This window comes from Streptomyces angustmyceticus, from assembly GCF_040701845.1.
Lineage (GTDB): Bacteria > Actinomycetota > Actinomycetes > Streptomycetales > Streptomycetaceae > Streptomyces > Streptomyces angustmyceticus_A.
On the sequence record NZ_JBFBHQ010000005.1, the window covers coordinates 136,826 to 159,066 of the forward strand.

General features: G+C 70.6%; 25 protein-coding genes, 1 tRNA gene and 1 riboswitch. Of the genes, 18 read left to right on the top strand and 8 right to left on the bottom strand.

The window, feature by feature from the left end:
- Positions 1-87 precede the first annotated feature (87 nt).
- From clpS to AB0411_RS13875, 8 genes are all read left to right on the top strand, one after another.
- On the top strand, positions 88-441 hold the full coding sequence (gene clpS, locus AB0411_RS13840) for an ATP-dependent Clp protease adapter ClpS (RefSeq protein ID WP_403147612.1): 354 nt from the start codon (positions 88-90) through the stop codon (positions 439-441).
- Positions 438-1,031, top strand: a complete 594-nt coding sequence (locus AB0411_RS13845; RefSeq protein ID WP_366417506.1) for a DUF2017 domain-containing protein — start codon at positions 438-440, stop codon at positions 1,029-1,031. The genes clpS and AB0411_RS13845 overlap by 4 nt, the downstream gene beginning before the upstream one ends.
- 321 nt (positions 1,032-1,352) lie before the next feature.
- Positions 1,353-2,819 (top strand): amino acid permease, encoded by a 1,467-nt coding sequence (locus AB0411_RS13850; RefSeq protein ID WP_366417507.1) that lies wholly within the window; start codon positions 1,353-1,355, stop codon positions 2,817-2,819.
- A 104-nt stretch (positions 2,820-2,923) separates the two neighbouring features.
- Positions 2,924-3,349, top strand: coding sequence for a M67 family metallopeptidase (locus tag AB0411_RS13855; RefSeq protein ID WP_366417508.1), 426 nt, complete (start codon positions 2,924-2,926; stop codon positions 3,347-3,349).
- Positions 3,350-3,433: 84 nt separating this feature from the next.
- A complete protein-coding gene (locus AB0411_RS13860; RefSeq protein ID WP_366417509.1) occupies positions 3,434-3,607 on the top strand; it encodes a putative leader peptide in 174 nt (57 codons plus the stop codon).
- A gap of 139 nt (positions 3,608-3,746) precedes the next feature.
- Positions 3,747-4,079 (top strand): MoaD/ThiS family protein, encoded by a 333-nt coding sequence (locus tag AB0411_RS13865; protein ID WP_366417510.1) that lies wholly within the window; start codon positions 3,747-3,749, stop codon positions 4,077-4,079.
- Positions 4,079-5,029 carry a PLP-dependent cysteine synthase family protein gene (locus tag AB0411_RS13870; RefSeq protein ID WP_366417511.1) on the top strand — a complete coding sequence of 317 codons (951 nt, stop codon included), beginning with the start codon at positions 4,079-4,081 and terminating at the stop codon, positions 5,027-5,029. Before AB0411_RS13865 ends, AB0411_RS13870 begins: the two co-directional genes overlap by 1 nt.
- 394 nt (positions 5,030-5,423) lie before the next feature.
- Positions 5,424-6,176, top strand: a complete 753-nt coding sequence (locus tag AB0411_RS13875; RefSeq protein WP_366417512.1) for an MBL fold metallo-hydrolase — start codon at positions 5,424-5,426, stop codon at positions 6,174-6,176.
- A gap of 103 nt (positions 6,177-6,279) precedes the next feature.
- On the opposite strand, the gene AB0411_RS13880 is transcribed toward AB0411_RS13875, so the two are convergent.
- Together AB0411_RS13880 and AB0411_RS13885 are read right to left on the bottom strand one after the other, a co-directional pair.
- Positions 6,280-7,533 (bottom strand): PTS transporter subunit EIIC, encoded by a 1,254-nt coding sequence (locus AB0411_RS13880; RefSeq protein ID WP_366417513.1) that lies wholly within the window; start codon positions 7,531-7,533, stop codon positions 6,280-6,282.
- Between the two features lie 216 nt (positions 7,534-7,749).
- Positions 7,750-9,063: a PTS transporter subunit EIIC gene (locus AB0411_RS13885; protein ID WP_366417514.1), complete on the bottom strand. Its 1,314-nt coding sequence runs from the start codon at positions 9,061-9,063 to the stop codon at positions 7,750-7,752.
- A gap of 215 nt (positions 9,064-9,278) precedes the next feature.
- Between AB0411_RS13885 and AB0411_RS13890 the strand changes: the two genes are divergently transcribed.
- The 5 genes from AB0411_RS13890 (at position 9,279) to rdgB (ending at position 11,935) form a co-directional block, all read left to right on the top strand.
- Complete coding sequence (locus AB0411_RS13890) at positions 9,279-9,518, top strand: glucose PTS transporter subunit EIIB (RefSeq protein WP_208683897.1); 240 nt, start codon at positions 9,279-9,281, stop codon at positions 9,516-9,518.
- A gap of 99 nt (positions 9,519-9,617) precedes the next feature.
- Entirely contained in the window at positions 9,618-10,349 is a 732-nt protein-coding gene (gene rph / locus AB0411_RS13895) for a ribonuclease PH (protein ID WP_366417515.1), read from the top strand.
- Between the two features lie 122 nt (positions 10,350-10,471).
- Entirely contained in the window at positions 10,472-10,615 is a 144-nt protein-coding gene (locus AB0411_RS13900) for an SCO1431 family membrane protein (RefSeq protein WP_107421253.1), read from the top strand.
- 273 nt (positions 10,616-10,888) lie between these two features.
- Complete coding sequence (locus AB0411_RS13905; protein WP_366417516.1) at positions 10,889-11,290, top strand: hypothetical protein; 402 nt, start codon at positions 10,889-10,891, stop codon at positions 11,288-11,290.
- Between the two features lie 9 nt (positions 11,291-11,299).
- The gene (gene rdgB / locus AB0411_RS13910; protein ID WP_366417517.1) at positions 11,300-11,935 is read left to right on the top strand and encodes an RdgB/HAM1 family non-canonical purine NTP pyrophosphatase; all 636 of its coding nucleotides are present in this window, start codon (positions 11,300-11,302) and stop codon (positions 11,933-11,935) included.
- 54 nt (positions 11,936-11,989) lie between these two features.
- Here rdgB and AB0411_RS13915 read toward each other — a convergent pair.
- The 4 genes from AB0411_RS13915 to AB0411_RS13930 form a co-directional block, all read right to left on the bottom strand.
- Positions 11,990-12,064 (bottom strand) — tRNA-Leu (locus AB0411_RS13915).
- Positions 12,065-12,112: 48 nt separating this feature from the next.
- A complete protein-coding gene (locus AB0411_RS13920; protein WP_366417518.1) occupies positions 12,113-12,943 on the bottom strand; it encodes an HNH endonuclease signature motif containing protein in 831 nt (276 codons plus the stop codon).
- Positions 12,944-12,952: 9 nt separating this feature from the next.
- Positions 12,953-13,573, bottom strand: a complete 621-nt coding sequence (locus tag AB0411_RS13925) for an HNH endonuclease (RefSeq protein WP_366417519.1) — start codon at positions 13,571-13,573, stop codon at positions 12,953-12,955.
- Positions 13,574-13,764: 191 nt separating this feature from the next.
- A complete protein-coding gene (locus AB0411_RS13930) occupies positions 13,765-15,303 on the bottom strand; it encodes an MFS transporter (protein WP_366417520.1) in 1,539 nt (512 codons plus the stop codon).
- Positions 15,304-15,649: 346 nt separating this feature from the next.
- Here AB0411_RS13930 and AB0411_RS13935 point away from each other — a divergent pair, with 346 nt between their 5' ends.
- The gene (locus AB0411_RS13935; protein WP_366417521.1) at positions 15,650-16,156 is read left to right on the top strand and encodes a hypothetical protein; all 507 of its coding nucleotides are present in this window, start codon (positions 15,650-15,652) and stop codon (positions 16,154-16,156) included.
- A complete protein-coding gene (locus AB0411_RS13940) occupies positions 16,156-17,463 on the top strand; it encodes a sensor histidine kinase (RefSeq protein WP_366417522.1) in 1,308 nt (435 codons plus the stop codon). Before AB0411_RS13935 ends, AB0411_RS13940 begins: the two co-directional genes overlap by 1 nt.
- A gap of 460 nt (positions 17,464-17,923) precedes the next feature.
- On the opposite strand, the gene bcp is transcribed toward AB0411_RS13940, so the two are convergent.
- Positions 17,924-18,391, bottom strand: a complete 468-nt coding sequence (bcp, locus tag AB0411_RS13945; protein ID WP_366417523.1) for a thioredoxin-dependent thiol peroxidase — start codon at positions 18,389-18,391, stop codon at positions 17,924-17,926.
- A gap of 226 nt (positions 18,392-18,617) precedes the next feature.
- On the opposite strand from bcp, the gene AB0411_RS13950 reads away from it, so the two are divergent.
- The 3 genes from AB0411_RS13950 to AB0411_RS13960 all read left to right on the top strand — a co-directional run bounded on the left by AB0411_RS13950 (position 18,618) and on the right by AB0411_RS13960 (position 19,920).
- The gene (locus AB0411_RS13950; protein WP_366417525.1) at positions 18,618-18,935 is read left to right on the top strand and encodes a DUF3618 domain-containing protein; all 318 of its coding nucleotides are present in this window, start codon (positions 18,618-18,620) and stop codon (positions 18,933-18,935) included.
- Between the two features lie 154 nt (positions 18,936-19,089).
- Positions 19,090-19,392 carry a GroES family chaperonin gene (locus AB0411_RS13955; RefSeq protein WP_048828920.1) on the top strand — a complete coding sequence of 101 codons (303 nt, stop codon included), beginning with the start codon at positions 19,090-19,092 and terminating at the stop codon, positions 19,390-19,392.
- 116 nt (positions 19,393-19,508) lie between these two features.
- Positions 19,509-19,569: riboswitch (guanidine-III (ykkC-III) riboswitch) on the top strand.
- A 30-nt stretch (positions 19,570-19,599) separates the two neighbouring features.
- Entirely contained in the window at positions 19,600-19,920 is a 321-nt protein-coding gene (locus AB0411_RS13960) for a DMT family transporter (protein WP_152104457.1), read from the top strand.
- A gap of 60 nt (positions 19,921-19,980) precedes the next feature.
- Here AB0411_RS13960 and AB0411_RS13965 read toward each other — a convergent pair whose 3' ends face one another.
- Positions 19,981-22,182, bottom strand: a complete 2,202-nt coding sequence (locus tag AB0411_RS13965; RefSeq protein WP_366417526.1) for a transglycosylase domain-containing protein — start codon at positions 22,180-22,182, stop codon at positions 19,981-19,983.
- Positions 22,183-22,241: the final 59 nt, after the last annotated feature.

A 22,241-nucleotide genomic window follows, 5' to 3' on the forward strand; every position in this document is an offset into this window, starting at 1 on the left:
CCCGCGAGCCCCGTGGGCGGCTCGCCGACGCGGCCCGCGCGAGGGGCATTTGTGCGTCGCCCGCCCCCGGGTGGCAGCATGGGGCCTGTGAGCGCCCACCCGTCACCCACGATCACGCTCCGGCCGCATCGCTGCACCCTCAGTGTCCCGGTCGAGACCGAGCGCCCCGAGTCGAGCGAGGCCCCCTTCGAGGTCGCCGAACCCGACGTCCCGTGGGTCACGATCGTCCACAACGACCCGGTCAACCTCATGAGCTACGTCTCGTACGTGTTCCAGTCGTACTTCGGCTACTCCAAGGACAAGGCGCACCAGTTGATGCTCGACGTCCATCACAAGGGACGCGCGGTGGTCTCCAGCGGCAGCCGCGAGGAAATGGAACGCGACGTGCAGGCCATGCACGGCTACGGCCTGTGGGCGACCCTCCAGCAGGACCGCCGATGACCGGGCACTTCGAGCCGCAGCCCGGCGGCGGCGCCGCCGTACCCCTCGACGAGGTCGAGATCTCCATCCTGCGCAGCCTCGCCGTCCAGCTGATGGAGCTGATCGGTCCGGGCGAGGAGCCCGGCGGCCGCGAGGGCGACGACCTGCTGGCGTCGGTCTTCAACGACGGCCCCAGCGAGCCGCCCGCCGACCCGGTGCTGGCCCGCTTCTTCCCCGACGCCTACGGCGGGCCCGATCTCGTCCCCGACGACGACGTGCGCGCCGCCTCCGCGGAATTCCGCCGGTACACCGAGAACGACCTGCGGGCGCGCAAGCGCGAGGACGCCCTGGCGCTGATCCGTGCGCTGGACACCCTGGCGCCCGCCGGTGACAGCGCCACGCTCCGCCTCGACGCCCGTGAGTGCCGTCAGTGGCTGGGTGCCCTCAACGACCTCAGGCTGGCCATCGGCACACGGCTTGAAGTGACCGACGAAGAGGACGGCGGCGAGCTGCTGCGGCTCCCGGACAGCGATCCGCGCAAGCCGATGGTGATGGCGTATCTGTGGCTCGGGGGGCTCCAGGAGACTCTCGTCGAGTCCCTGATGGGCTGAAATCAGGGCGTAGTGCCCCGGATGTTTCCGCAGTGTTCGCTCAGCGGAGGCTCAAATCCGGATAACGATCGCATCACCGCCGCCATGTGAATTGCGGCACTTCGAGGGCCTTGTCCCCTTTTTCTCGTGGTTTGATTTGCGCCATCCCTAGGCGATCTCAGAGACGCCGTGATACATGTTCACGACCTGCCGTGAGCGACGCCACCCCTGTCGCCGCGGGAGCGCTGTGCCGGCCGACCGTCGGCGTGCAGGAACTCCATCCGGGGGGATCGGGACCCGATCCGGACAGACCGGGTCGGAATGGAGAAAGGCGCACCACTCATGACCTCTGTGCAGGTCGACAAGCAACACGACGGCAATGAGGCAGCTGAAAAGGCCCCCGAAGAGGGCTATCAGCGGGGTCTGGGAAACCGTCAGATCCAGATGATCGCCATTGGTGGCGCCATCGGTACCGGCCTCTTTCTCGGAGCCGGCAAGGCGATCTCGATGGCCGGGCCGAGCATCATCCTCGCCTACGCCATCGTCGGTCTCGTCATCTTCTTCATCATGCGGGCCCTGGGCGAGCTGCTCATGTACCGGCCCGTTTCCGGCTCCTTCTCGGAGTACGGACGCGAATTCCTCGGCCCGTTCATCGGCTTTGTGACCGGCTGGACGTACTGGCTGTTCTGGGTCGTCACCGGCATCACCGAAGTGACCGCCGCCGCCACGTACGTGCAGTACTGGAACAAGGGCATACCGCAATGGGCCGCGGCGCTCGTCTTCACGTGCGCACTCTTCGGTATCAACCTGATCTCCGTGAAGATCTTCGGTGAGCTGGAATTCTGGTTCTCGATGGTCAAGGTCACCGCGATCATCGGCATGATCCTGATCGGCCTCGGCGTGATCACCCTCGGTTTCTCCAACGCCGGTGACACCGCCTCCTTCACCAACCTGTGGTCCGACGGCGGCTTCTTCCCCAAGGGCATCGGCGGCACGCTGATGACGCTGCAGATCGTGATGTTCGCCTTCCTGGCCGTCGAGCTCGTCGGCGTCACCGCGGGCGAGGCGAACAACCCCAAGAAGGTCCTGCCCAAGGCGATCAACACCGTGCCGTGGCGGATCGGCCTCTTCTACATCGGTGCGCTGATCATCATCCTGTCCGTCGTCAGCTGGACGGTCTTCGAGCCGGGCGTCAGCCCGTTCGTCCGCGCCTTCCAGGAGATCGGCCTGCCCGCCGGCGCCGGCATCGTCAACTTCGTCGTGCTGACCGCCGCGCTCTCCTCGGCCAACTCCGGCATGTACTCCACCGGCCGGATGCTGCGCGACCTCGCGCTCAACGGCCAGGGCCCGAAGGTCTTCACCAGGCTCAGCAAGAACGGCCTGCCCACCTGGGGCACCGGCGTCTCGGTCGCGATGATGCTGTTCGGCGTCTACATCAACTACCAGTGGCCCGGTGAGGCGTTCAACTACGTCGTCTCCTTCGCCACCATCTCCGGTATGTGGGCGTGGATCGTCATCCTGGCCTCGCAGCTGCGCTACCGCGCCAAGGCGAACCGCGGCGAGCTGCCGCAGTCCGACTTCAAGGCTCCCGGCAGCCCCTACACCTCGGTCTTCGCGCTGGCCTTCATCGCCATGGTGATCGTGATGATGGGCGTCGACCCGGACGCGCGGATCTCGCTCTACGCGGCTCCCGTGTGGGCGCTCATCCTGGGCGTCGGCTACCTCTGCATCAAGCGGCGGGACGCGGCGAACGGCCTGACGGCCGGCACGACGCCGCAGGACGCCCCCGCCAAGGGCACCAAGGACTGAGGCGCCTTTCGGGCGGAACGGGGCGAATCCCCCGGTCGTCCAGCATGCGGGCCCGTGTGTACCACTCTTCGGTACGTGCGGGCCCGCTGTTTATTCTTGGCGCCATGCTGACCCTCACCAAGGCGCTCTTCGACCAGATCGTCGAGCACGCCCGCCAGGACCACCCCGACGAGGCCTGCGGCGTGATCGCGGGCCCGGCGGGCAGTGGCCGCCCCGAGCGGTTCATCCCGATGCTGAACGCCGCCCGGTCGCCCACGTTCTACGAATTCGACTCCGCCGACCTGCTCAGGCTCTACCGCGAGATGGACGACCGGGACGAGGAGCCCGTGATCATCTACCACTCGCACACCGCCACCGAGGCCTACCCCTCGCGCACCGACATCTCCTACGCGAACGAGCCCGGTACGCACTATGTCCTGGTATCGACCGCCGATGCCGATGACGCCGGGCCCTTCCAGTTCCGCTCCTACCGGATCGTGGACGGCGAGGTCACCGAGGAAGAGGTCGAGGTCGTGGCGGCCTACTCCTGAGGCCGTCCCACCTGGTGTACACCAATCGTCCGCATCATGGGACACGGTTCCAATACCCGGACCGGGAATCGATACGATGACCGCATGGTTGACCACGACGTGAGCGAGAAGAGGCCGGGCAAGCTGCTGCTCGCTCCGCTCGCCACGCGTCGCTCCGCATCCGCACTGCTCGGCGCGTTCGGCTGCGGAGCCGCACGGCTGCACGTCGATCTGTGCCGCCTTTCCAGCGCCATCTGTCCGCGCTGCGCCGCCGCCTGACCCGGCCCGTACGGGCGCGCGGCACGCGCCCCGCACCGCCCGCACCTTCCGGCGTCACCCGACGCCCTCCCGGCACGCCGTAGCGCCGTGCACCCGGGACGCACCGCCCCCGCCACCGCACTCCGACAGGAGCACTCTCATGGCCATCGAGGTCCGAATCCCCACCATCCTGCGCACCTACACCGACGGCCAGAAGGCCGTCGAGGGCAGCGGAGACACCCTCGCCGACCTCTTCGCCGACCTGGAGAGCCGGCACGCCGGCATCCGCGAGCGCCTTGTCGACGGCGAGCAGCTGCGCCGCTTCGTGAACGTCTACCTCAACGACGAGGACGTCCGCTTCCTGGAAGGCATCTCCACCAAGCTCGCCGACGGCGACAGCGTGACGATCCTCCCGGCAGTGGCGGGAGGTGCCGGGGCGCAGCCCCGTCCGGCAGGGGCGGCGGTCGGGTGGCGGGCGGGAGGCATGCGCTGATGCGGTACGACTCCCCGCTGGCGGCGGTCGGGAACACCCCTCTCGTCCGCCTCCCGCGCCTGTCCCCCTCCGAGGACGTCCGCATCTGGGCGAAGCTGGAGGACCGCAACCCCACGGGCTCGGTCAAGGACCGGCCCGCGCTGCACATGATCGAACAGGCCGAGAAGGACGGCCGGCTCACCCCCGGCTGCACCATCCTGGAGCCGACCAGCGGCAACACCGGCATCTCGCTCGCCATGGCGGCCAAGCTCAAGGGCTACCGCATCGTGTGCGTCATGCCGGAGAACACCTCCTCCGAGCGGCGCGAGCTGCTCGCCATGTGGGGTGCCGAGATCATCTCCTCGCCCGCCGCGGGCGGCTCCAACACCGCCGTCCGGGTGGCCAAGGAGCTGTCCGCCGAGCACCCCGACTGGGTGATGCTCTACCAGTACGGGAACCCCGACAACGCCGGTGCGCACTACGCCACCACCGGCCCCGAGATCCTCGCCGACCTGCCCTCCGTGACCCATTTCGTGGCGGGTCTGGGCACCACCGGCACGCTCATGGGCGTCGGCCGCTACCTGCGCGAGCAGGTGCCCGGTGTCCAGATCGTCGCCGCCGAGCCGCGCTACGACGACGTGGTCTACGGGCTGCGCAACCTCGACGAGGGCTTCATCCCCGAGCTCTACGACGAGTCCGTGCTCACCACGCGGTTCTCCGTGGGCTCGCACGACGCGGTCCGCCGCACCCGTGAACTCCTCGCCGAGGAGGGCATCTTCGCGGGCATCTCCACCGGCGCGGCGCTGCACGCCGCGATCGGCGTCGGCCAGAAGGCCGTCAAGGCGGGCCAGGGCGCCGACATCGTCTTCGTCGTCGCCGACGGCGGCTGGAAGTACCTCTCCACCGGCGTGTACACCGCCGAGACCACGGAAGCGGCGATCGCCACGCTGCACGGCCAGCTCTGGGCGTAGGGCCCGGCCGCCCGGCGGCGGGACGTCGTTCATCCGGGGGTGCACCGGCGGGGGCCGGGGCACCCCCGCGGCATCTTCTCCGCGCCGCCGGCCGGCCCCCGCGGCGAGGGGCCGGCGGCACGCCCGGCGGCGCCGCCACCGCTTACGGGCGTACGGGCGTACGGGGCGACAGCCCAGACTGGTGATTCCGCCCACAGCTCGCCCCGCCGGAGGAGCCACAGCCCCCTTTGCGCCTTACGCTCGGGGGCACCGCACCGACCGCCAAGGACCCGGCACCACCCGGCAAGGCCCCGCCGGGAAGCCCCGCATGGAGCCTTCCCCGCGCTCTCCACTGCGTCCGAGCAGGGGGGAGGCCCCCGTCCGCCGCCCCCGCCCACGGAGGTTCACGCCCGCTATGAAGCTCACCGTCGTCGGATGCTCGGGGTCGTTCCCTTCGATGGAATCGGCCTGTTCGAGCTACCTCCTGGAGGCCGACGGCTTCAGGCTGCTCCTCGACATGGGCAACGGCGCCCTGGGCGAGCTGCAGCGCCACATCGGCCTCTACGACCTGGATGCCGTACTCCTGTCGCACCTGCATGCCGACCACTGCATCGACCTGTGCGGCTACTTCGTGGTGCGCTACTACCGCCCGGACGGCGGACGTTGCGCGCCGATGCCGGTCTACGGGCCGGCCGGCACCGAGCGCCGGCTGACCGTCGCACACGCCGACCTGCCCTACGACGGCGCCATGAGCGAGGTCTTCGACTTCCGCACCCTGACGCCGGGCACCTTCACCATCGGGCCGTTCACGATCCGCACCGAGCGGGTCAGCCACCCCGTGGAGGCCTTCGCCTTCCGCATCGAACACGGCGGCAGGTCCCTGACCTACTCCGGCGACACCGGCCCCTGCGACGCGCTGGAGCGCCTCGTCGCGGGCAGCGACTTCTTCCTGTGCGAGGCGTCCTTCACCTACGGCAAGGAGGACATCCCGGACCTGCACCTCAACGGCCGGGAGGCCGGCGAGATCGCCACGAAGGCCGGTGCGGGGCGGCTGGTGCTGACCCACATCCCTCCGTGGACCGACCCGGCCATCAGCGTCCGCGACGCCCAGAAGGCCTACGACGGACCGGTCGAGGTCGCCAAGGCGGGGGCGGTCCACGAGGTCTGACCGAGGGCGCGCGGCGCGCGGCGACCGCGTGCGGCAGACGACGACGAAGGGCCCCGGAACCGAGTGGTTCCGGGGCCCTCGTGCTGCGCGGGGCCTGCGGGGCTCACGCCTTCGTCAGGTCCTCGACCTCCTCCTCGGGCTCCCGGCCCGGGGTGGTGAGGTTGAACTTGGTGATCGCGAAGCGGAACAGCAGGTAGTAGACGGCGGCGAAGACCAGACCGATCGGGATGATCATCCAGGGCTTGGTGGCCAGGTTCCAGTTCAGCGCGTAGTCGATGAAGCCGGCGGAGAAGGTGAACCCGTCGTGGACGCCGAGTGCCCAGGTCAGGGCCATGGAGACGGCGGTCAGCACGGCGTGGATGCCGTAGAGCACCGGGGCGATGAACATGAACGAGAACTCGATCGGCTCGGTGATGCCGCAGACGAAGGAGGTCAGCGCGAGCGAGATCATCATGCCCAGGACGGCCTTGCGGCGCTCGGGGCGGGCGCAGTGCGCAATGGCGAGGGCGGCGGCCGGCAGACCGAACATCATGATCGGGAAGAAGCCCGACATGAACTGCCCGGCGGAGGGGTCACCGGCGAAGAAGCGGCCGATGTCGCCGTGCGCGACCTTGCCGGCGGCGTCGGTGAAGTCACCGAGCTGGAACCACGAGACGGTGTTGACGAACTGGTGCATGCCGATCGGCAGCAGCGCACGGTTGATCAGACCGAACAGGCCGGCCCCGCCCGCGCCCAGGCCCGTCATCCACTCGCCGAAGCTGGAGATGGCGCTGCCGACGGGCTCCCAGACCAGCAGGAAGAGCACGCCGACGGCGGTGCCCACGAACGCCATGATGATCGGGACGAGCCGGCGGCCGTTGAAGAAGCCCAGCCAGTCCACCAGCTTCTTGCGGTGGTAGCGCTGCCACAGGACCGCGGCGAGCAGACCCATGATGATGCCGCCGAGGACGCCGGGGTTGTTGAGGACCGGCTCGACCCACTTGCCCTTCTCGATATGGCCTTCCGTGACCGGGAACGCCTTGAGGACATTGCTGTAGACCAGGAAGCCGACCAGCGCGGCGAGCGCCGTGGAGCCATCGGACTTCTTCGCGAAGCCGATGGCCACGCCTATGCAGAACAGCATCGGGAGGTTGTCGAAGACCGCGCCGCCGGCCGCCGCGAAGACCTTGCTGACGGCGACCCAGCCGAGGCCCTTCTCGCCGAAGACGTCCGGCTGGCCGAGGCGGTTGAGGATGCCCGCGGCGGGCAGGACGGCGATCGGCAGCTGGAGGCTGCGGCCGATCTTCTGCAGGCCCTGGAACAGGCCGGATCCCCGCTTCTTCGCGGGAGCCGCCTTGGTGGCGGTGGCCGTACTCATCGGATTCCTCCTGGTGAGGCGGGCACTCGAAGGGGGGACGGCCCGCACTTGGTCTACACCTTGGTCTACACCACTAGTGGTTTAGACCATTCTTAGCACGTAGACCCGACATAAAGGAATCCATTCTTCCAAGTGGTGTGGACCACACGACGACCGGCCCCCGGGAGGAGATCCCGGGGGCCGGCGGAGGCGGGGCGGGGGGGCTTGCCCGCCCCGCTACTTCACGTTCTCCCGCTCCATCGCGTCGCCCACCTCGTCCGGCTCGCGGCCCGGTGTCGGCAGGCGGAACTTCGTGATCACGAAACGGAAGAGGGTGTAGTAGACCACCGCGAAACACAGCCCGATGGGGATGATCAGCCAGGGCTTGGTCGCCAGTCCCCAGTTGATGACGTAGTCGATCAGGCCCGCCGAGAAGCTGAAGCTGTCGTGCACCCCCAGCGCCCAGCTCACCCCCATCGACACCCCCGTCAGCACGGCATGGATCACGTACAGCGCGGGCGCCACGAACAGGAACGAGTACTCGATCGGCTCGGTCACCCCCGTCACGAAAGATGTCAGGCCGACCGACAGCATCATGCCCGCGATCTCCTTGCGGCGATGGGGCTTGGCGCAGTGGGCGATCGCCAGCGCCGCGGCCGGCAGCGCGAACATCATGATCGGGAAGAACCCGGTGGTGAACTGCCCCGCATGCGGGTCGCCCGCCAGGAACCGGTTGATGTCACCGTGCACGACCGTGCCGTCCGGCTTGGTGAAGCTGCCGAACTGGAACCAGACGAACGTGTTCAGGAACTGGTGCAGGCCGATCACCAGCAGCGCACGGTTGGCGACGCCGAAGATCCCCGCGCCCCACGACCCCAGCCCCGACAGCCACTCGCTGAAGCTCGTCAGCGCGTCACCGATCGGCTGCCAGACGAACAGGCACAGCACCGCGAACACCAGGCCCACGAAGGCCATGATGATCGGCACCAGCCGGCGGCCGTTGAAGAAGCCCAGCCAGTCCACCAGCTTCACCCGGTGGAAGCGCTGCCAGAGCCAGGCGGACAGGAACCCCATGACGATGCCACCGAACACCCCCGGGTTCTGGAAGGACGCCTGGGTCACCGTCAGCGTCCGGTCCACGCACACCCCGCTCCACAGGCCGGCCTGGGTGTACGTCTGGCCCGCCGCGCAGCCCGCCGGGAAGGCGTGCATGACCGAGAAGTAGACGAGGAAGCCGGTCACCGCGGCCAGCGCCGTCGACCCGTCCGCCTTCTTGGCCATGCCGATCGCCACGCCGATGCAGAACAGCAGCGGCAGCCCGAGCCCCGAATCCAGCAGCGCACCGCCCGCGGCCGCGAAGACCTTGCCGACCGCGTCCCAGCCCAGTCCGTCCGCGCCGAACACATCCGGCTGGCCGAGGCGGTTGAGAATCCCCGCAGCGGGCAGGACGGCAATCGGCAGCTGCAGACTGCGCCCCATCTTCTGCAGGGCCTGGAAGAGATTCGCCCCCCAGTTCCGCCACGGTGCCGCCGCCGCTGCGTCCGAACTCATCCGTGTCCTCCCGGCAGTCGGCCCGTCGGCAACCGGCCTCGCGCTTGCCGCATACTGGTGGTGTAGACCACTCGTGGTGCACGCCGTCCCGGTGTGCACTCCGGTGATCGCCATCCTTCGTCAGACGGCGGACAAACGCCCACATAGTTGGGCTGAACGTGCGTTACGGTGTGAAAACCGCACGGCGGAACCGCCGGCGGCCGAGACAAGCAGGAGTGGACATGGCCAGCAAGGCTGAGAAGATCGTCGCCGGGCTCGGCGGACTCGACAACATCGAGGAGGTCGAGGGCTGCATCACCCGCCTCCGCACCGAGGTCGTCGACTCCTCCCTCGTCGACGAGGCCGCCCTCAAGGCCGCCGGCGCCCACGGCGTCGTCAAGATGGGCACCGCGATCCAGGTCGTCATCGGCACCGACGCCGACCCCATCGCCGCCGAGATCGAAGACATGATGTGAGCTGACGAGCCGGCCGCCAGGCCGCCGCTCCCGAAGGCCCCGCCCCGGACGTCCACGCCCCGGAGTGGGGCCCTCGCCGTTCCCGATAGGGTCTGTGCCATGTCTCGCATCGACGGCCGCACCCCCGAACAACTCCGCCCGGTCACCATCGAACGCGGCTGGAGCAAGCACGCCGAAGGCTCCGTCCTCATCTCCTTCGGCGACACCAAAGTCTTCTGCACCGCCTCCGTCACCGAAGGCGTCCCGCGCTGGCGCAAGGGCACCGGCGAAGGCTGGGTCACCGCCGAGTACTCGATGCTGCCCCGCTCCACCAACACCCGCGGCGACCGCGAATCCGTCCGCGGCAAGATCGGCGGCCGCACCCACGAGATCAGCCGCCTCATCGGCCGCTCCCTGCGCGCCGTCATCGACTACAAGGCCCTCGGCGAGAACACCATCGTCCTCGACTGCGACGTCCTCCAGGCCGACGGCGGCACCCGCACCGCCGCCATCACCGGCGCCTACGTCGCCCTCGCCGACGCCATCGACTGGGCCCAGGGCAAGAAGCTCATCAAGCACGGCCGCAAGCCGCTGACCGGCACCGTCTCCGCCGTCAGCGTCGGCATCGTCGACGGCACCCCCCTCCTCGACCTCTGCTACGAGGAGGACGTCCGCGCCGAGACCGACATGAACGTCGTCTGCACCGGCGACGGCCGCTTCGTCGAGGTCCAGGGCACCGCCGAGGCCGAGCCCTTCGCCCGCGAGGAACTCAACGCCCTCCTCGACCTCGCCGTCGCCGGCTGCGCCGACCTCACCGAGGCCCAGCGGGCGGCACTGGCCCGCACCCTCTGAGACACCCGCCCGCGCCACAGGGGGAGGAGCCCGGAACCTCCCCCTGTGACCGCCTGTGACCCTTTTCTCAATAGGGTCCGCGACTCTGGAAAAGCCCCCGCGGGCGGCGCATGGTGGGCCCCATGCCCACAACTGCCGTGACCGCGCCCCGCGTCCGCGCCCGCACCGGCGGGCCCCAGGACGACTCCCGGCTCCTGGAACACCTCCTCGGCTGGACCCTCGTCGTCGTCCTCGCCATGCTGCTCACCCAGACCGGCCTGATCTGACCGGCGGGGGCGGGCCCCGCTTCAACCGACCGGCGGCGGGCCCCGTCACGGGCTCCCGCTTCCGGCCCCGGTGGTGGCTCCGCTTCCGGGCCCCGATCCCCGCTTCTCCGGCGTCCGATCCCCGCCCCCTGGCGTCCGATCCCGCCCCCGGGGTGTCCGAACCCCGCCCCGGGTGTCCGATCCTCGACCCCGCCCCGGCGGCCGGGCAACCAAACCACCCCGCCCCGCGTTTCTTCCTTTGCCCGAGCATGACCCGAAGGAAGGAACCGCACCATGGCCCCGCGCCCGCACCGCCGCCCCGCCGTCACCGCACTCGCCGCGTTAGCAGCCGCCACCCTGGCGATACCGCTGCTCTCCGCCTGCGGAGCGGTCAACAAGGCCATGGACTGCGCCCACGCCGCCACCTCCGCCGTCAACGCCGTCGACAAGCTCCAGCAGGCCGCGGACAACGCCCTCACCGACCCGCAGAAGACCGAACAGGCCCTCGACAACATCGACAGCAACCTGAAGAAGCTCAGCAAGGACGCGGACGACCCCGCGCTGTCCAAGGCCGTCGACAAGACCAACAACGGCATCAAGGCCGCCCGCAAGGCCCTCGACAACAACAAGGCCCCCGACATCCAGCCGATCGTCGACGGGACCAGCGAGATGACCAAGATCTGCACACCGGGATAATCACGTCCCATGCAGCCTCACACCGGCGGACGCCCCGCAAGCCCCCGTCGCCTCATCCTCGCCACCCGCAACGCCGGCAAGGTCACCGAACTCCGGGCCATCCTGGAAGCCGCCGACCTCGACGTCGACCTCGTCGGCGCCGACGCCTACCCCGACGTCCCCGACGTCAAGGAAACCGGCGTGACCTTCGCCGAGAACGCCCTCCTCAAGGCCCACGCCCTCGCCCGGGCCACCGGCCACCCCGCCGTCGCCGACGACTCCGGCCTCTGTGTCGACGTCCTCGGCGGCGCGCCCGGCATCTTCTCCGCCCGCTGGGCCGGCCGGCACGGCGACGATCAGGCCAACCTCGACCTGCTCCTCGCCCAGCTCTCCGACATCGCCGACGAACACCGCGCCGCCCACTTCGCCTGCGCCGCGGCCCTCGCCCTCCCCGACGGCACCGAGCGCGTCGTCGAGGGCCGCCTCGAAGGCACCCTCCGCCACACCCCCGCCGGCACCGGCGGCTTCGGCTACGACCCGGTCCTCCAGCCCCTCGGCGACACCCGCACCTGCGCCGAACTGACCCCCGCCGAGAAGAACGCCATCAGCCACCGCGGCCACGCCTTCCGGGCACTGGCACCGGTGGTGCGGGAGTTGTTGGGCTGAGCCTGAACACACAACGGCCTCCTTGCCGAAAGGCAGGGAGGCCGTGCACGCAGGTGGGCCCGGTGGGACTCGAACCCACGACACACCGGACCTAAACCGGCGCCCTCTTGCCAGCTGGGGTACGGGCCCGCGGTCGTCTACCTTACTGTGCTCGACCGGCCGGCGGCGCGGGGATGGTCATGTGCGCCGGCAGCGGGAGAAGGTCCTCGTCTGACTGTGACAGGAGGGGCACAGGTAACGCAGGTTCTCCAGGCGGTTGTCCAGCCGGTCACCACTGAGGTGATCGATCTCCAGGACGAGCCGTCTGCCCTGCCAGATGTTGCCGATGCCGCACGCCCCGCACGTGCGGGGCACCCCCTTCTCGTCGAGAGCACGGCGCAGCAGCACCGTCTTCTCCCGTCGGGACCCGGGTTCGAGGCGCCGCAGGATGTCGTCCGCGGATCTGCGGGCCGGCGAGGGCAGGCCGCGCCCGTGCCCCTGACCGGTGAAGTGCGCGGTCGAAAGGCCGTACTCCGCGATGCCGTGTCGGACGCTGTGCCGAGATGCGGTAAGGCCGGTGCTGCGGAGGCGTCGGAGCACCTCGGCGAGGCTGTGGGAGACGGCTACGGCCTTGGCCAGTTCACCGCGCGGGAGCAGTAAGGACCCGTTCCTGCGGCGGGTGAAGTGCGAAGTGTCGATGCCGAATTGGTCCAGTTTCCTGCGGAGGTGGCTGTACGCACTGCCGTACGGCGGAACGTCCAGATAGGCCAGCATGTCCCGGATGCTGTGGGAGTGTGCGGCGGCTTCGCTCAGCAGGGGCCGGGTGTAGGCACGACGCGGACGGCGGGAGAGCGGCTCCTCGACGAAGTGCGTCGTGTCGATGCCGTAGTGCCTCAGCCGGTCCCGCAGATATCTGTACGCGCTGCTGCCCAACGGCGCGTCGAGCCGGCGCAGCATGTCGGCCAGGCTGGTGGAGACGACGGCGGTGCGGGTCAGCAGGTCCCGGGTGTACGCAATGCGTGCGACCATGCCGGCACCTCACCTCCGCCGTTTCCGGCCGCGGTACGTATCGGTCACCGCATGGCAGTTGGGGCACAGCAAGCGGAGGTTGCCGGGGCGGTTGTCCCACCAGTCCCCGTTGAGATGGTCCACCTCCAGGCGCAGTGGCCCGCCGTTCCATTCCGCGCCCGTGCGGCACATCGCACACTGCTCCGGAGTCCCTCGCCGCAGGAGTTCCCTGTGCAGGCGCCGTCCACCGATGCGGCCGTCCGCAGGAGAACCCAGAGTGAGGCGGTGCCGGATTCCGGCTTTGGGGCCCCGCCGTGGCGCGGCGGTGAAGTGGCCCGTGTCCAGGCCCAGTTCGGCGATCCGGCGCCCGATGTGGGCCTGGTTCCCGCCGACCGGGCTGATGCCGAGGCGCCGCACGACTTCGGCGACGCTGTGCGAGCAGGCCACCAGTTCGCACAGTCTGGCCTCGGTGTGGCGCACACCCGCGGGTGCGAAATGGGTGGTGTCCACGCCCGCCTCGCGCATCCTGGCGCGCAGGTACTGCCTTCTGCCGGGTGTCGGCGTCCTGCCGAACCACCGCACGGCGTCGTCGTAGGACGACGAGGCGTGTGCGGCTTCCGCCAGGTGTTCCCGTGTGTAGACGACCGGCATCGTTCCCCCTCCGTCCCGTGCGCCGGGACCACCCCCGCGCACCCCCTCGAACACATCAACGATCGAACGTCGGGCCGGTTACGGCCGTGGTGGCCGGTGGGAGCGGGGGTGGGGCCGGGACCGGGAGCGGAAATGGCCGCGGGCCTCGGGGAGGGGGGTCCCGAGGCCCGCGGAGGGGGTGTGGCGTGGGGTCAGAAGCGGGGTTCGGGGGTCTGGGACTCGATGAGTTCGACGGCTTCTTCCTTGGTGGCGACCGAGGGCGGGGAGCCCTCCAGGGGCTGCTGGGCGGTTTCCTTCATGCAGGCCACGGCGATGACGCCGACGAGGGCGGCGCCCATCGTGTAGTAGGCGGGAACCATGACGTTCTGGTGGAAGCCGTCCATGAGGGCGGTGATGACCAGGGGGGTGGTGCCGCCGAAGAGGGAGACGGCCAGGTTGTAGCCGATGGAGAGGGAGCCGTAGCGGACGTTGGTGGGGAAGAGGGCGGGGAGGGCGGCGGACATGGTGCCCAGCAGGCAGACCAGGGACAGGCCGAGGAGGGCCATGCCGCCGATGACCGCGCCGAGGCTGCCCTGGTTGACCAGGAGGAAGGCCGGGATGGCGGTGACGAAGAAGCCGAGCATGCCGGCCATCAGGAGCGGCTTGCGGCCGTAGCGGTCGTTCAGCTTGCCGACGGTGCTGATGATGCACATCAGGGCGATCATGGTGCCGAGAAGGATCAGCAGGCCGTGGGACTCCTCGTAGTGGAGGGTGTCCGTCAGGTACGTCGGCATGTACGACAGCAGCATGTAGTCGGTGATGTTGTACGCGCCGACCAGGGCGATGCACAGGATGAGGGTGGGCCACTGCTGGGCGAAGATCTCGCCGATCTTCTTCTTGGGGGCGTTCTCCGAGAGGTGGGAGAACTCGGCCTCGGCCTCGACGGCGGAGCCGGTGGCGCTGTGGGTCTGGGCGGCCTCGAACTTCTGGAAGGCGGGGGTCTCGTCCAGCTTGACCCGGAGGTAGAGACCCACCAGGCCGAGCGGACCGGCGATCAGGAACGGCAGGCGCCAGCCCCAGCTGTTCATCGCGGCATCGCCGACGGTGGTGTTGAGCAGCAGCACGATGCCGGCGGCGCCGGTGTAGCCGATGAGGGTGCCCATCTCCAGGAAGCTGCCGTAGAAACCGCGCTTCTTGTCGGGGGCGTACTCGGCGATGAAGGTGGAGGCGCCGCCGTACTCGCCGCCGGTGGAGAAGCCCTGGACCAGGCGGAAGAGGATGAGCAGGGCCGGGGACCAGAAGCCGATGGCCGAGTAGGAGGGGATCAGGCCGATGCAGAAGGTGCCCAGCGCCATCATGATCATGGTGAGGGCGAGGACCTTCTTGCGGCCGATCCGGTCGCCGAGGGGGCCGAAGTAGGCGCCGCCGAGGGGGCGTACGAGGAAGGCCACGGCGAAGGTCGCGAAGGACGACAGCAGGCTGGTGGTGTCGCTGCCGCCGGGGAAGAAGACCTTGCCGATGGTGACCGCGAGATAGCTGTAGATCCCGAAGTCGAACCATTCCATGGCGTTGCCGAGTGCCGCGGCCTTGACGGCGCGCTTGACGACGCGTTCGTCGGTGACGGTGATGTCGGTGCGCCGCAGTTTGGGGTTCCTGCGCCGGGCGACGGCACGGAAGAGCACCCGGTGACGCTTGAGCGCTTCCCGGTCCTGGTCGGGAGTGGGTTCTGCTTCGGTGCTGCCGGTCGGCACGAGGCGGTCCTCTCGGTCTGAACAGTGCGCGGTGCGCGGTGGGGATATACGACAGGTGCGCCTGCGCAGTGGAGCGAGGATCCAAACCACTCCGGGGCGAGGAATCGAGATACGTCACATGCGGCTGGGCTGTCCGGCCCCCCGGGGGCGGGTTCCGGCGGGGTCGGGGCGGGGCCGGCGCCAGGGGTGCGACGGGCCTTGTTACAGGACTGGTACACAGCCGAGCGGTCACCGCAGCGTTCGGGCAATCACCCTGTGTCGGGGGTCCGGGAGAGTGGGGCGTCGGGCGCGGCATTCATGGGTGCTGGGCGGGGGTACGGGGCGTGGTCCCCGGAAGGAGATCGTGATGACCGACCGCGAAGGGTCCCGCTGGGTCCGGGGGCGTACCGCGCTGGCGGCCTTTGTCGTGGTGACGGCGCTGGCGGCGGGCGGGGTGTGGTTCGGGCAGGCGTCGGACCGTGCCTCGGCGGTGGACGCCGCGCCGAAGACGTCGGCGGTGCAGGACGTGAAGGAGGACGCCAAGGAGCCGGGCGGGCTGCCGGGCGTCCGGGACTGCGGGATCGGCAAGCGGGCGGTCAAGCCGCATGTGATCAGATTGACCTGTGCGGATGCGGGGATGGTGGCGACCGCGATCCGGTGGAAGGTGTACGGGGCGCGGGAGGCGTACGGGGCGGGTGTGGTGCAGGTGGAGAAGACCGCCGCGGGGGCGGGCGGGGACGCGGGTTTCCCGGCGACCTTCCGGCTCTACGGGCCGAAGCCGGTCGACGGCACGCTGCTGTTCACCGGTCTCGAGGTGAGGTACGAGGGCTCGACGCCGCTCGGTGACACGACGGAGATGTACAACCTCGCGTGATGGGCATTCGAGGCCGGATCGCCCTGGCCATTTCCTGTATGACGGCGCTGGCCGTGGTGGTGCTGGGGTTCGCGGTGCACCACATAGCGGATGCGGAGCGCGAGCGGTCGGCGCGGGCGTATCAGGACGACCGGCTGAGTTCGGCGCTGCAGATCTACGAGCGGGACGGCACGCTCGCGCTGGGCGCGCGGCTGGACGACGGGACGCTGCCGTCGCCGTTGCGCGACGCGGTGTTCAAGAACCGGTCGGGGACGTATGTCAGCGGCGGTGAGGACCCGCGGGTGTGGGCGGCGACGGGGGTCGGCAACGATGCGGAGAGCGCCCCGACGCGGTCGTTGTCGGTGTCGGCGCCGTATCCGGACGACGATCCGGCGGGGCGGGCGCTGAGCCGGGCGTTGCTGATCGCGGGGTGCGGCACGGTCGTGCTGATGGCGGTGGTGTCGTGGTTCGTGGCGCAGCGGCTGTCGCGGCGGCTGCGGATGAGTGCGGCGGCGGCGCGGCGGATCGCGGCGGGGGAGGCGCCGAACGCGGATGCGCTGGCGAGCAACGGCCGGGACGAGGTGGCCGAGTTGGGCCGCAGCGTGCACCACATGGCGATGTCGCTGGCCGCCCAGGCGCAGGCGGAGCGGGAGTTCACCGCGGATGTGGCGCATGAGCTGCGGACGCCGGTGGCCGGGCTGGTGGCGGCCGCCGAGCTGCTGCCGCAGCCGCGGGCGGTGGAGCTGGTGCGGGACCGGGCGCAGGCGATGCGGCGGCTGGTGGAGGACCTGTTGGAGGTCTCGCGGCTGGACGCGGGTGTGGAGCGGGCGGATCTGGACGCCTGTGAGCTGCCGTCGCTGGTGCGCGGGATCGTGCAGCGGGCGGCGCGCCAGCGCGGGGTGGACGAGGTGTCGGTGAGCGTGGAGGGGGAGCCGCGGATCGTGGAGACGGACCGGCGGCGGGTGGAGCGGGTGCTGGTGAACCTGCTGGCGAACGCGGCCAAGCACGGCCGGCCGCCGATCGAGGTGGTGGTCGCGGGGGCGCGCATCGTGGTGCGCGATCACGGTCCCGGCTATCCGGCGGAGCTGTGTGCGGAGGGGCCGCGGCGGTTCCGTACGGCGGCGCCGGAGCGGGGGACCGGGCACGGTCTGGGGCTGACGATCGCGGCCGGCCAGGCGGATGTGCTGGGGGCGCGGCTGGACTTCGGCGCCGCCGCGGAGGGCGGCGCCGAAGCCGTACTGGAACTGCCGGACCATACGGCGGCAGCGCCGGGGGCCGGTGTTCCGCTTACCGGTACCGGCAACGGCTCCTGCCCCGGGTCACCCTGACGCGGGGTCCCGGCTCCGTGCTGGAACTGCCGGCCCATGCGGCGGCGGTGCCGGGGATGGGTGTTCCGCTTACCGGGACCGACGACGGCTCCTGCCCCGGGTCACCACGATGCGGGGCGCCGGCTCCGTGCTGGAATTGCCGGCCCATGCGGCGGCGGTGCCGGGGATGGGTGTTCCGCTGGCCGGGACCGGCGACGGCTCCTGCCCCGGGTCACCACGATGCGGGGCGCCAGCCGTGCTGGAACTGCCGGACCATACGGCGGCGGTGCCGGGGATGGGTGTTCCGCTGGCCGGGACCGACGACGGCTCCTGCCCCGGGTCACCACGACGCGGGGCGCCAGCCGTGCTGGAACTGCCGGCCCATGCGGCGGCGGTGCCGGGGATGGGTGTTCCGCTGGCCGGGACCGGCGACGGCTCCTGCCCCGGGTCACCACGATGCGGGGCTCCCCGCAGCCTACGGCTACAGCCCCAGGTCCTTGATGATCTTGGCGACGTGGCCGGTGGCCTTGACGTTGTAGAGGGCGCGCTCGACCTTGCCCTCCTCGTCGACGATGACGGTGGAGCGGATGACGCCGGTGACGGTCTTGCCGTAGAGCTTCTTCTCGCCGAAGGCGCCGTACGCCTCCAGGACCTGCTTGTCGGGGTCGCCGAGGAGGGTGACCTCGAGCTCTTCCTTCTCGCGGAACTTGGCGAGCTTCTCCGGCTTGTCGGGGGAGATGCCGATGACGTCGTAGCCGTGGCCGGCGAGGAAGTCGAGGTTGTCGGTGAAGTCGCAGGCCTGCTTGGTGCAGCCGGGGGTCAGGGCGGCCGGGTAGAAGTAGACGATGACCTTGCGGCCCTGGTGGTCGGCGAGCGAGACCTGCTTGCCGTCCGCGTCGGGCAGGGTGAAGGCGGGGGCGGTGTCGCCGGGCTGCAGTCGCTCGCTCATGGCTCTCCTTGGTGTGGGTCCGTACGCCCCCGACATTAGCCAGCCGGCGCGGGGAACGGTGCCGGGGGCGTCTCGGGGGGCGAAACGGGGGTGCTGTGGGGCGCATGGGGGCGTGAGCTGACAGACTGTCCATCACGAATCGGCAGTCAGTCAGGTGGGCCGGTTCCGTACGGGGCCTCGTGCCCGGCCCTCGTACGCATCGGCGCGAGACGACGGAGGCAGCGCGGTGGCGGAAGCCAGGACCCCGACGCAGATCGAGGCGGACATCGTCCGCAGGCGGCAGGAGCTCGCCGTCACGCTCGACGAGATCGGTGTGCGGCTGCACCCGAAAACGATCATGGATGACGCGAAGGCCAGGGCGGCGGCCGCCGTGGACCGTACGGCGGGGCGGGCGTATGTGGCCGCCAATCGTGCGGTCTCGGACGTGCGGGCCCAGCTGGTGTCGGAGGACGGGGCGCCGCGGCTGGAGCGGATCGTTCCGGTGGCGCTGGTCGGTGTGGCCGTGGTCGGCCTGCTGACGCTGCGCTCCCGGCGCCGCCGCTGAGGCCCGGTCCGCCGGATGGCGCACCGGCCCCGGCGGACCGCCGGGAGCCGGGCCCGGGGCGGCCCGCGGTGCCTCCCGGGCGCCGCCGGGCAGGTACGGTCATGCCGTGAGCCCGAATAACGCCAAGGACACCCACGACAAGCTGCCGATCCGGATGCTGCACGACCGCGTGCTGGTCCGGACGGACATCCCCGAGGGCGAGCGCCGCTCGTCGGGGGGCATCGTCATTCCCGCGACCGCGGCGGTCGGCCGCCGCCTGGCCTGGGCCGAGGTGGTGGCGGTCGGGCAGAACGTGCGGACCGTCGAGGTGGGGGACCGGGTGCTGTACGACCCGGAGGACCGGGCCGAGGTCGAGGTGCGCGGGGTGGCGTACGTGCTGATGCGCGAGCGCGATCTGCACGCGGTGGCCGCGGAGCGCCTGGAGGGCGCGGAGGACGCGACCGGGCTGTACCTGTAGTTCCTTGACAGGCCGCGGGGCCCGCGCCACGGCGGCGCGGGGGCCCGCGGCTCCCTTCTGCGGGCCCCGGGGTCCGGCGGGCGGTGACCGCGGTCACCGCCCGTTCCGCTGCCCTTTGCTAGCCTCGGGACCACCCGACGAGACGCGCCGTACCGGGTCAGGACAAGACGACGCACCCCTGTTGAAGCTCTTTCACGGAGGTGCCCCATGGCATGGATCCTGCTCCTGGTCGCCGGGCTGCTGGAGGTCGGCTGGTCGGTCGGGATGACGTACACCGACGGCTTCACCCGGCTGTGGCCCAGTGTGTTCACCGGCGCGGGCATCGTCGCCAGCATGCTGCTGCTCTCGTACGCGGCCCGGACCCTGCCGATCGGCACCGCCTACGGCGTGTGGGTCGGCATCGGGGCGGCCGGCGCGGCGGTGCTCGGCATGACGGTGCTGGGCGAGCCGGCCACCGCGGCCCGGATCTTCTTCATCTGCCTGCTGCTGGTGGCGGTGGTCGGCCTCAAGGCGACGTCGGGGCACTGACGGGGCGGGGCCGGGCCGCCCGGTCCGCCTGCCGTGCGGCCGCCGGGTGCCCGCGGCCGGCTAGCCGCCGCCCCACCGCCACCGCAGCCGCTGTTCCAGGTCGTCGCTCTGCGGCTCGAACGTCGGGAAGTCGTTGGTGGGCTCGGCGGTCGGCGTGGGCTCGGCCGGGGAGGTGGGGGTGGCCGGTCCGTCGGTCGGCCGGGTCGGGCCGCCGGGGGTCGGTGTGGGGGCGCCGGGGGAGTCGCTCGGGCCGGTGGACGGCGAGCCCGATGCGTCGGGCGAGGCCGAGTCGCTGCCGGACGGCGAGGGCGAGGCGGACTCCGCGCCCTCCTCCAGGCGCAGGCTGAAGCCGCGGACCGGGCGGCCCTTCAGCGCGGCCGCGGTGTAGTCGGCCCAGATCTGGGCCGGGTAGTCGCCGCCGTTGACCCGTGCCAGGCCCCCGGCGCCGTACAGGGGCTCCTGTGCGGCGCTCTCCGGGTTCTGGCCGAGCACCGCGACGACGGTGGCGAGGTCGGGGGTGTAGCCCGCGAACCAGGCGGCCTTGTCGTCCTCCGCGGTGCCGGTCTTGCCGGCCGCGGGCCGTCCGGCGCCCTGGGCGGCGGTGCCGGTGCCGCCGTCGACGACGCTGCGCAGGATCGAGGTGGTGGTGTCGGCGGCGGTCCGCGGGACGGCGGTGGTCTCCTCGCGCTCGGGCAGCTCGACGTCCTCCTCGCTCTTGGAGACCTTGTCGACCAGGGAGTAGGGGCGGTGGGTGCCGTGGTGGGCGAGGGTGGCGTAGACCTGGGTCATGTCCAGGACGCTGGGGGTGGCGGTGCCCAGCGAGATCGCGCCCTGGGACGAGGCGAGGCTGGGGGTGCCGGCGGGGATGCCCAGGTCGACGGCGGTGGCCTTGACCTTGGCGGGGCCGACGTCGATGCCCATCTGGGCGTAGACGGCGTTGACGGACTTGTCGGTGGCCTCGGTGACGGTGATCGGGCCGTAGGAGCGGTCGTCCTCGTTGGCGGGCGCGAAGCCGGTGGAGCGGCCGTGACTGACCGTCATCCGCTTGTTGGTGCCGTCGTAGACGGTGTTGGGGGTGATCCGGGCGCCGTCCTGGGTGGTGGAGTCGTTCTGCACGGCGGAGGCGAAGACGATCGGCTTGAAGGTGGAGCCGACCTGGTAGTCCCTGCGGGTGGCGCTGTTGACGAACTGCTTGGCGTAGTCGATGCCGCCGTAGAGGGCCACGACCCGGCCGCTCGCGGGGTCGATGGAGGCGCCGCCGGCCCGGACGTAGCGGTCGACCTTCCGGGAGTCGTCGAGGCGGTCCATCAAGCGGGTGTTGACCGCTTTGACGAGGGCGTTCTGGCGCTTCTTGCTGATGGTGGTGGTGATGCGGTAACCGCCGGCCCGCAGGGTGTCCTCATCGAGGATCTTGTGGTCGACGAGGTAGTCCTTGACCGTCTCGACGAGGTAGCCGCGCTGGCCGGACAGGCCCGCCGAGGGCTTGGCGGGCCGGGGCATGGGGAACTCCAGCGCGGCCCGGTCGGCCTTGCTGAGCCACTTCTGCTTGACCATGCCGTCCAGGACGTAGTTCCAGCGCGCCAGCACCCGCGCGCGGTTCGCGGGGCGGGCGGTGATGTCGTAGGCGCTGGGGGCGTTGAGGAGGGTGGCGAGGTAGGCGCCCTGGGCGGTGGTCAGCTGCTCCGCGTTGCGGCCGTAGTAGGACTGGGCGGCGGCCTGGATGCCGTAGGCGTTGCGGCCGTAGTAGCTGGAGTTGAGGTAGCCCTCCAGGATGTTGTCCTTGCTCACCTCGCGGTCCAGCTTGATGGCGATGAAGAACTCCTTGGCCTTGCGGGTGACGGTCTGTTCCTGGCCGAGGTAGTAGTTCTTCACGTACTGCTGGGTGATGGTGGACCCGGACTGCTTGCCCTTGCCGGTGACGGTGTTCCAGGCGGCGCGGAGCATCGCGGCGGGATCGACCGCGGACTCGGCGTAGAAGTCGCGGTCCTCGGCGGCGAGCACCGCCTGCTGGACGGATTTCGGGACCTGGCCGAGGGTGACGTTCTGCCGGTTGACCTCGCCGTCGCGGGCCAGCTCGGAGCCGTCGGAGTAGAGGTAGACGGTGCTCTGGGCCTTGGCGGCGCTGTTGGCCGGCGGGATCCCGACGAGCAGGTAGCCGGTGACCAGCCCGCCGATGATGAGCAGCAGGAAGAGCAGCACGGTGCCCAGCACCGTGCGCCAGGTGGGGAGGACACGGCGCCAGCCCGTGCGTTGTCCGCTCATGTGGGTAAGGACTCCTCGGCCGCCGCCGAAGGTTGTACTGCGACGGTCGTGTCGTGTCG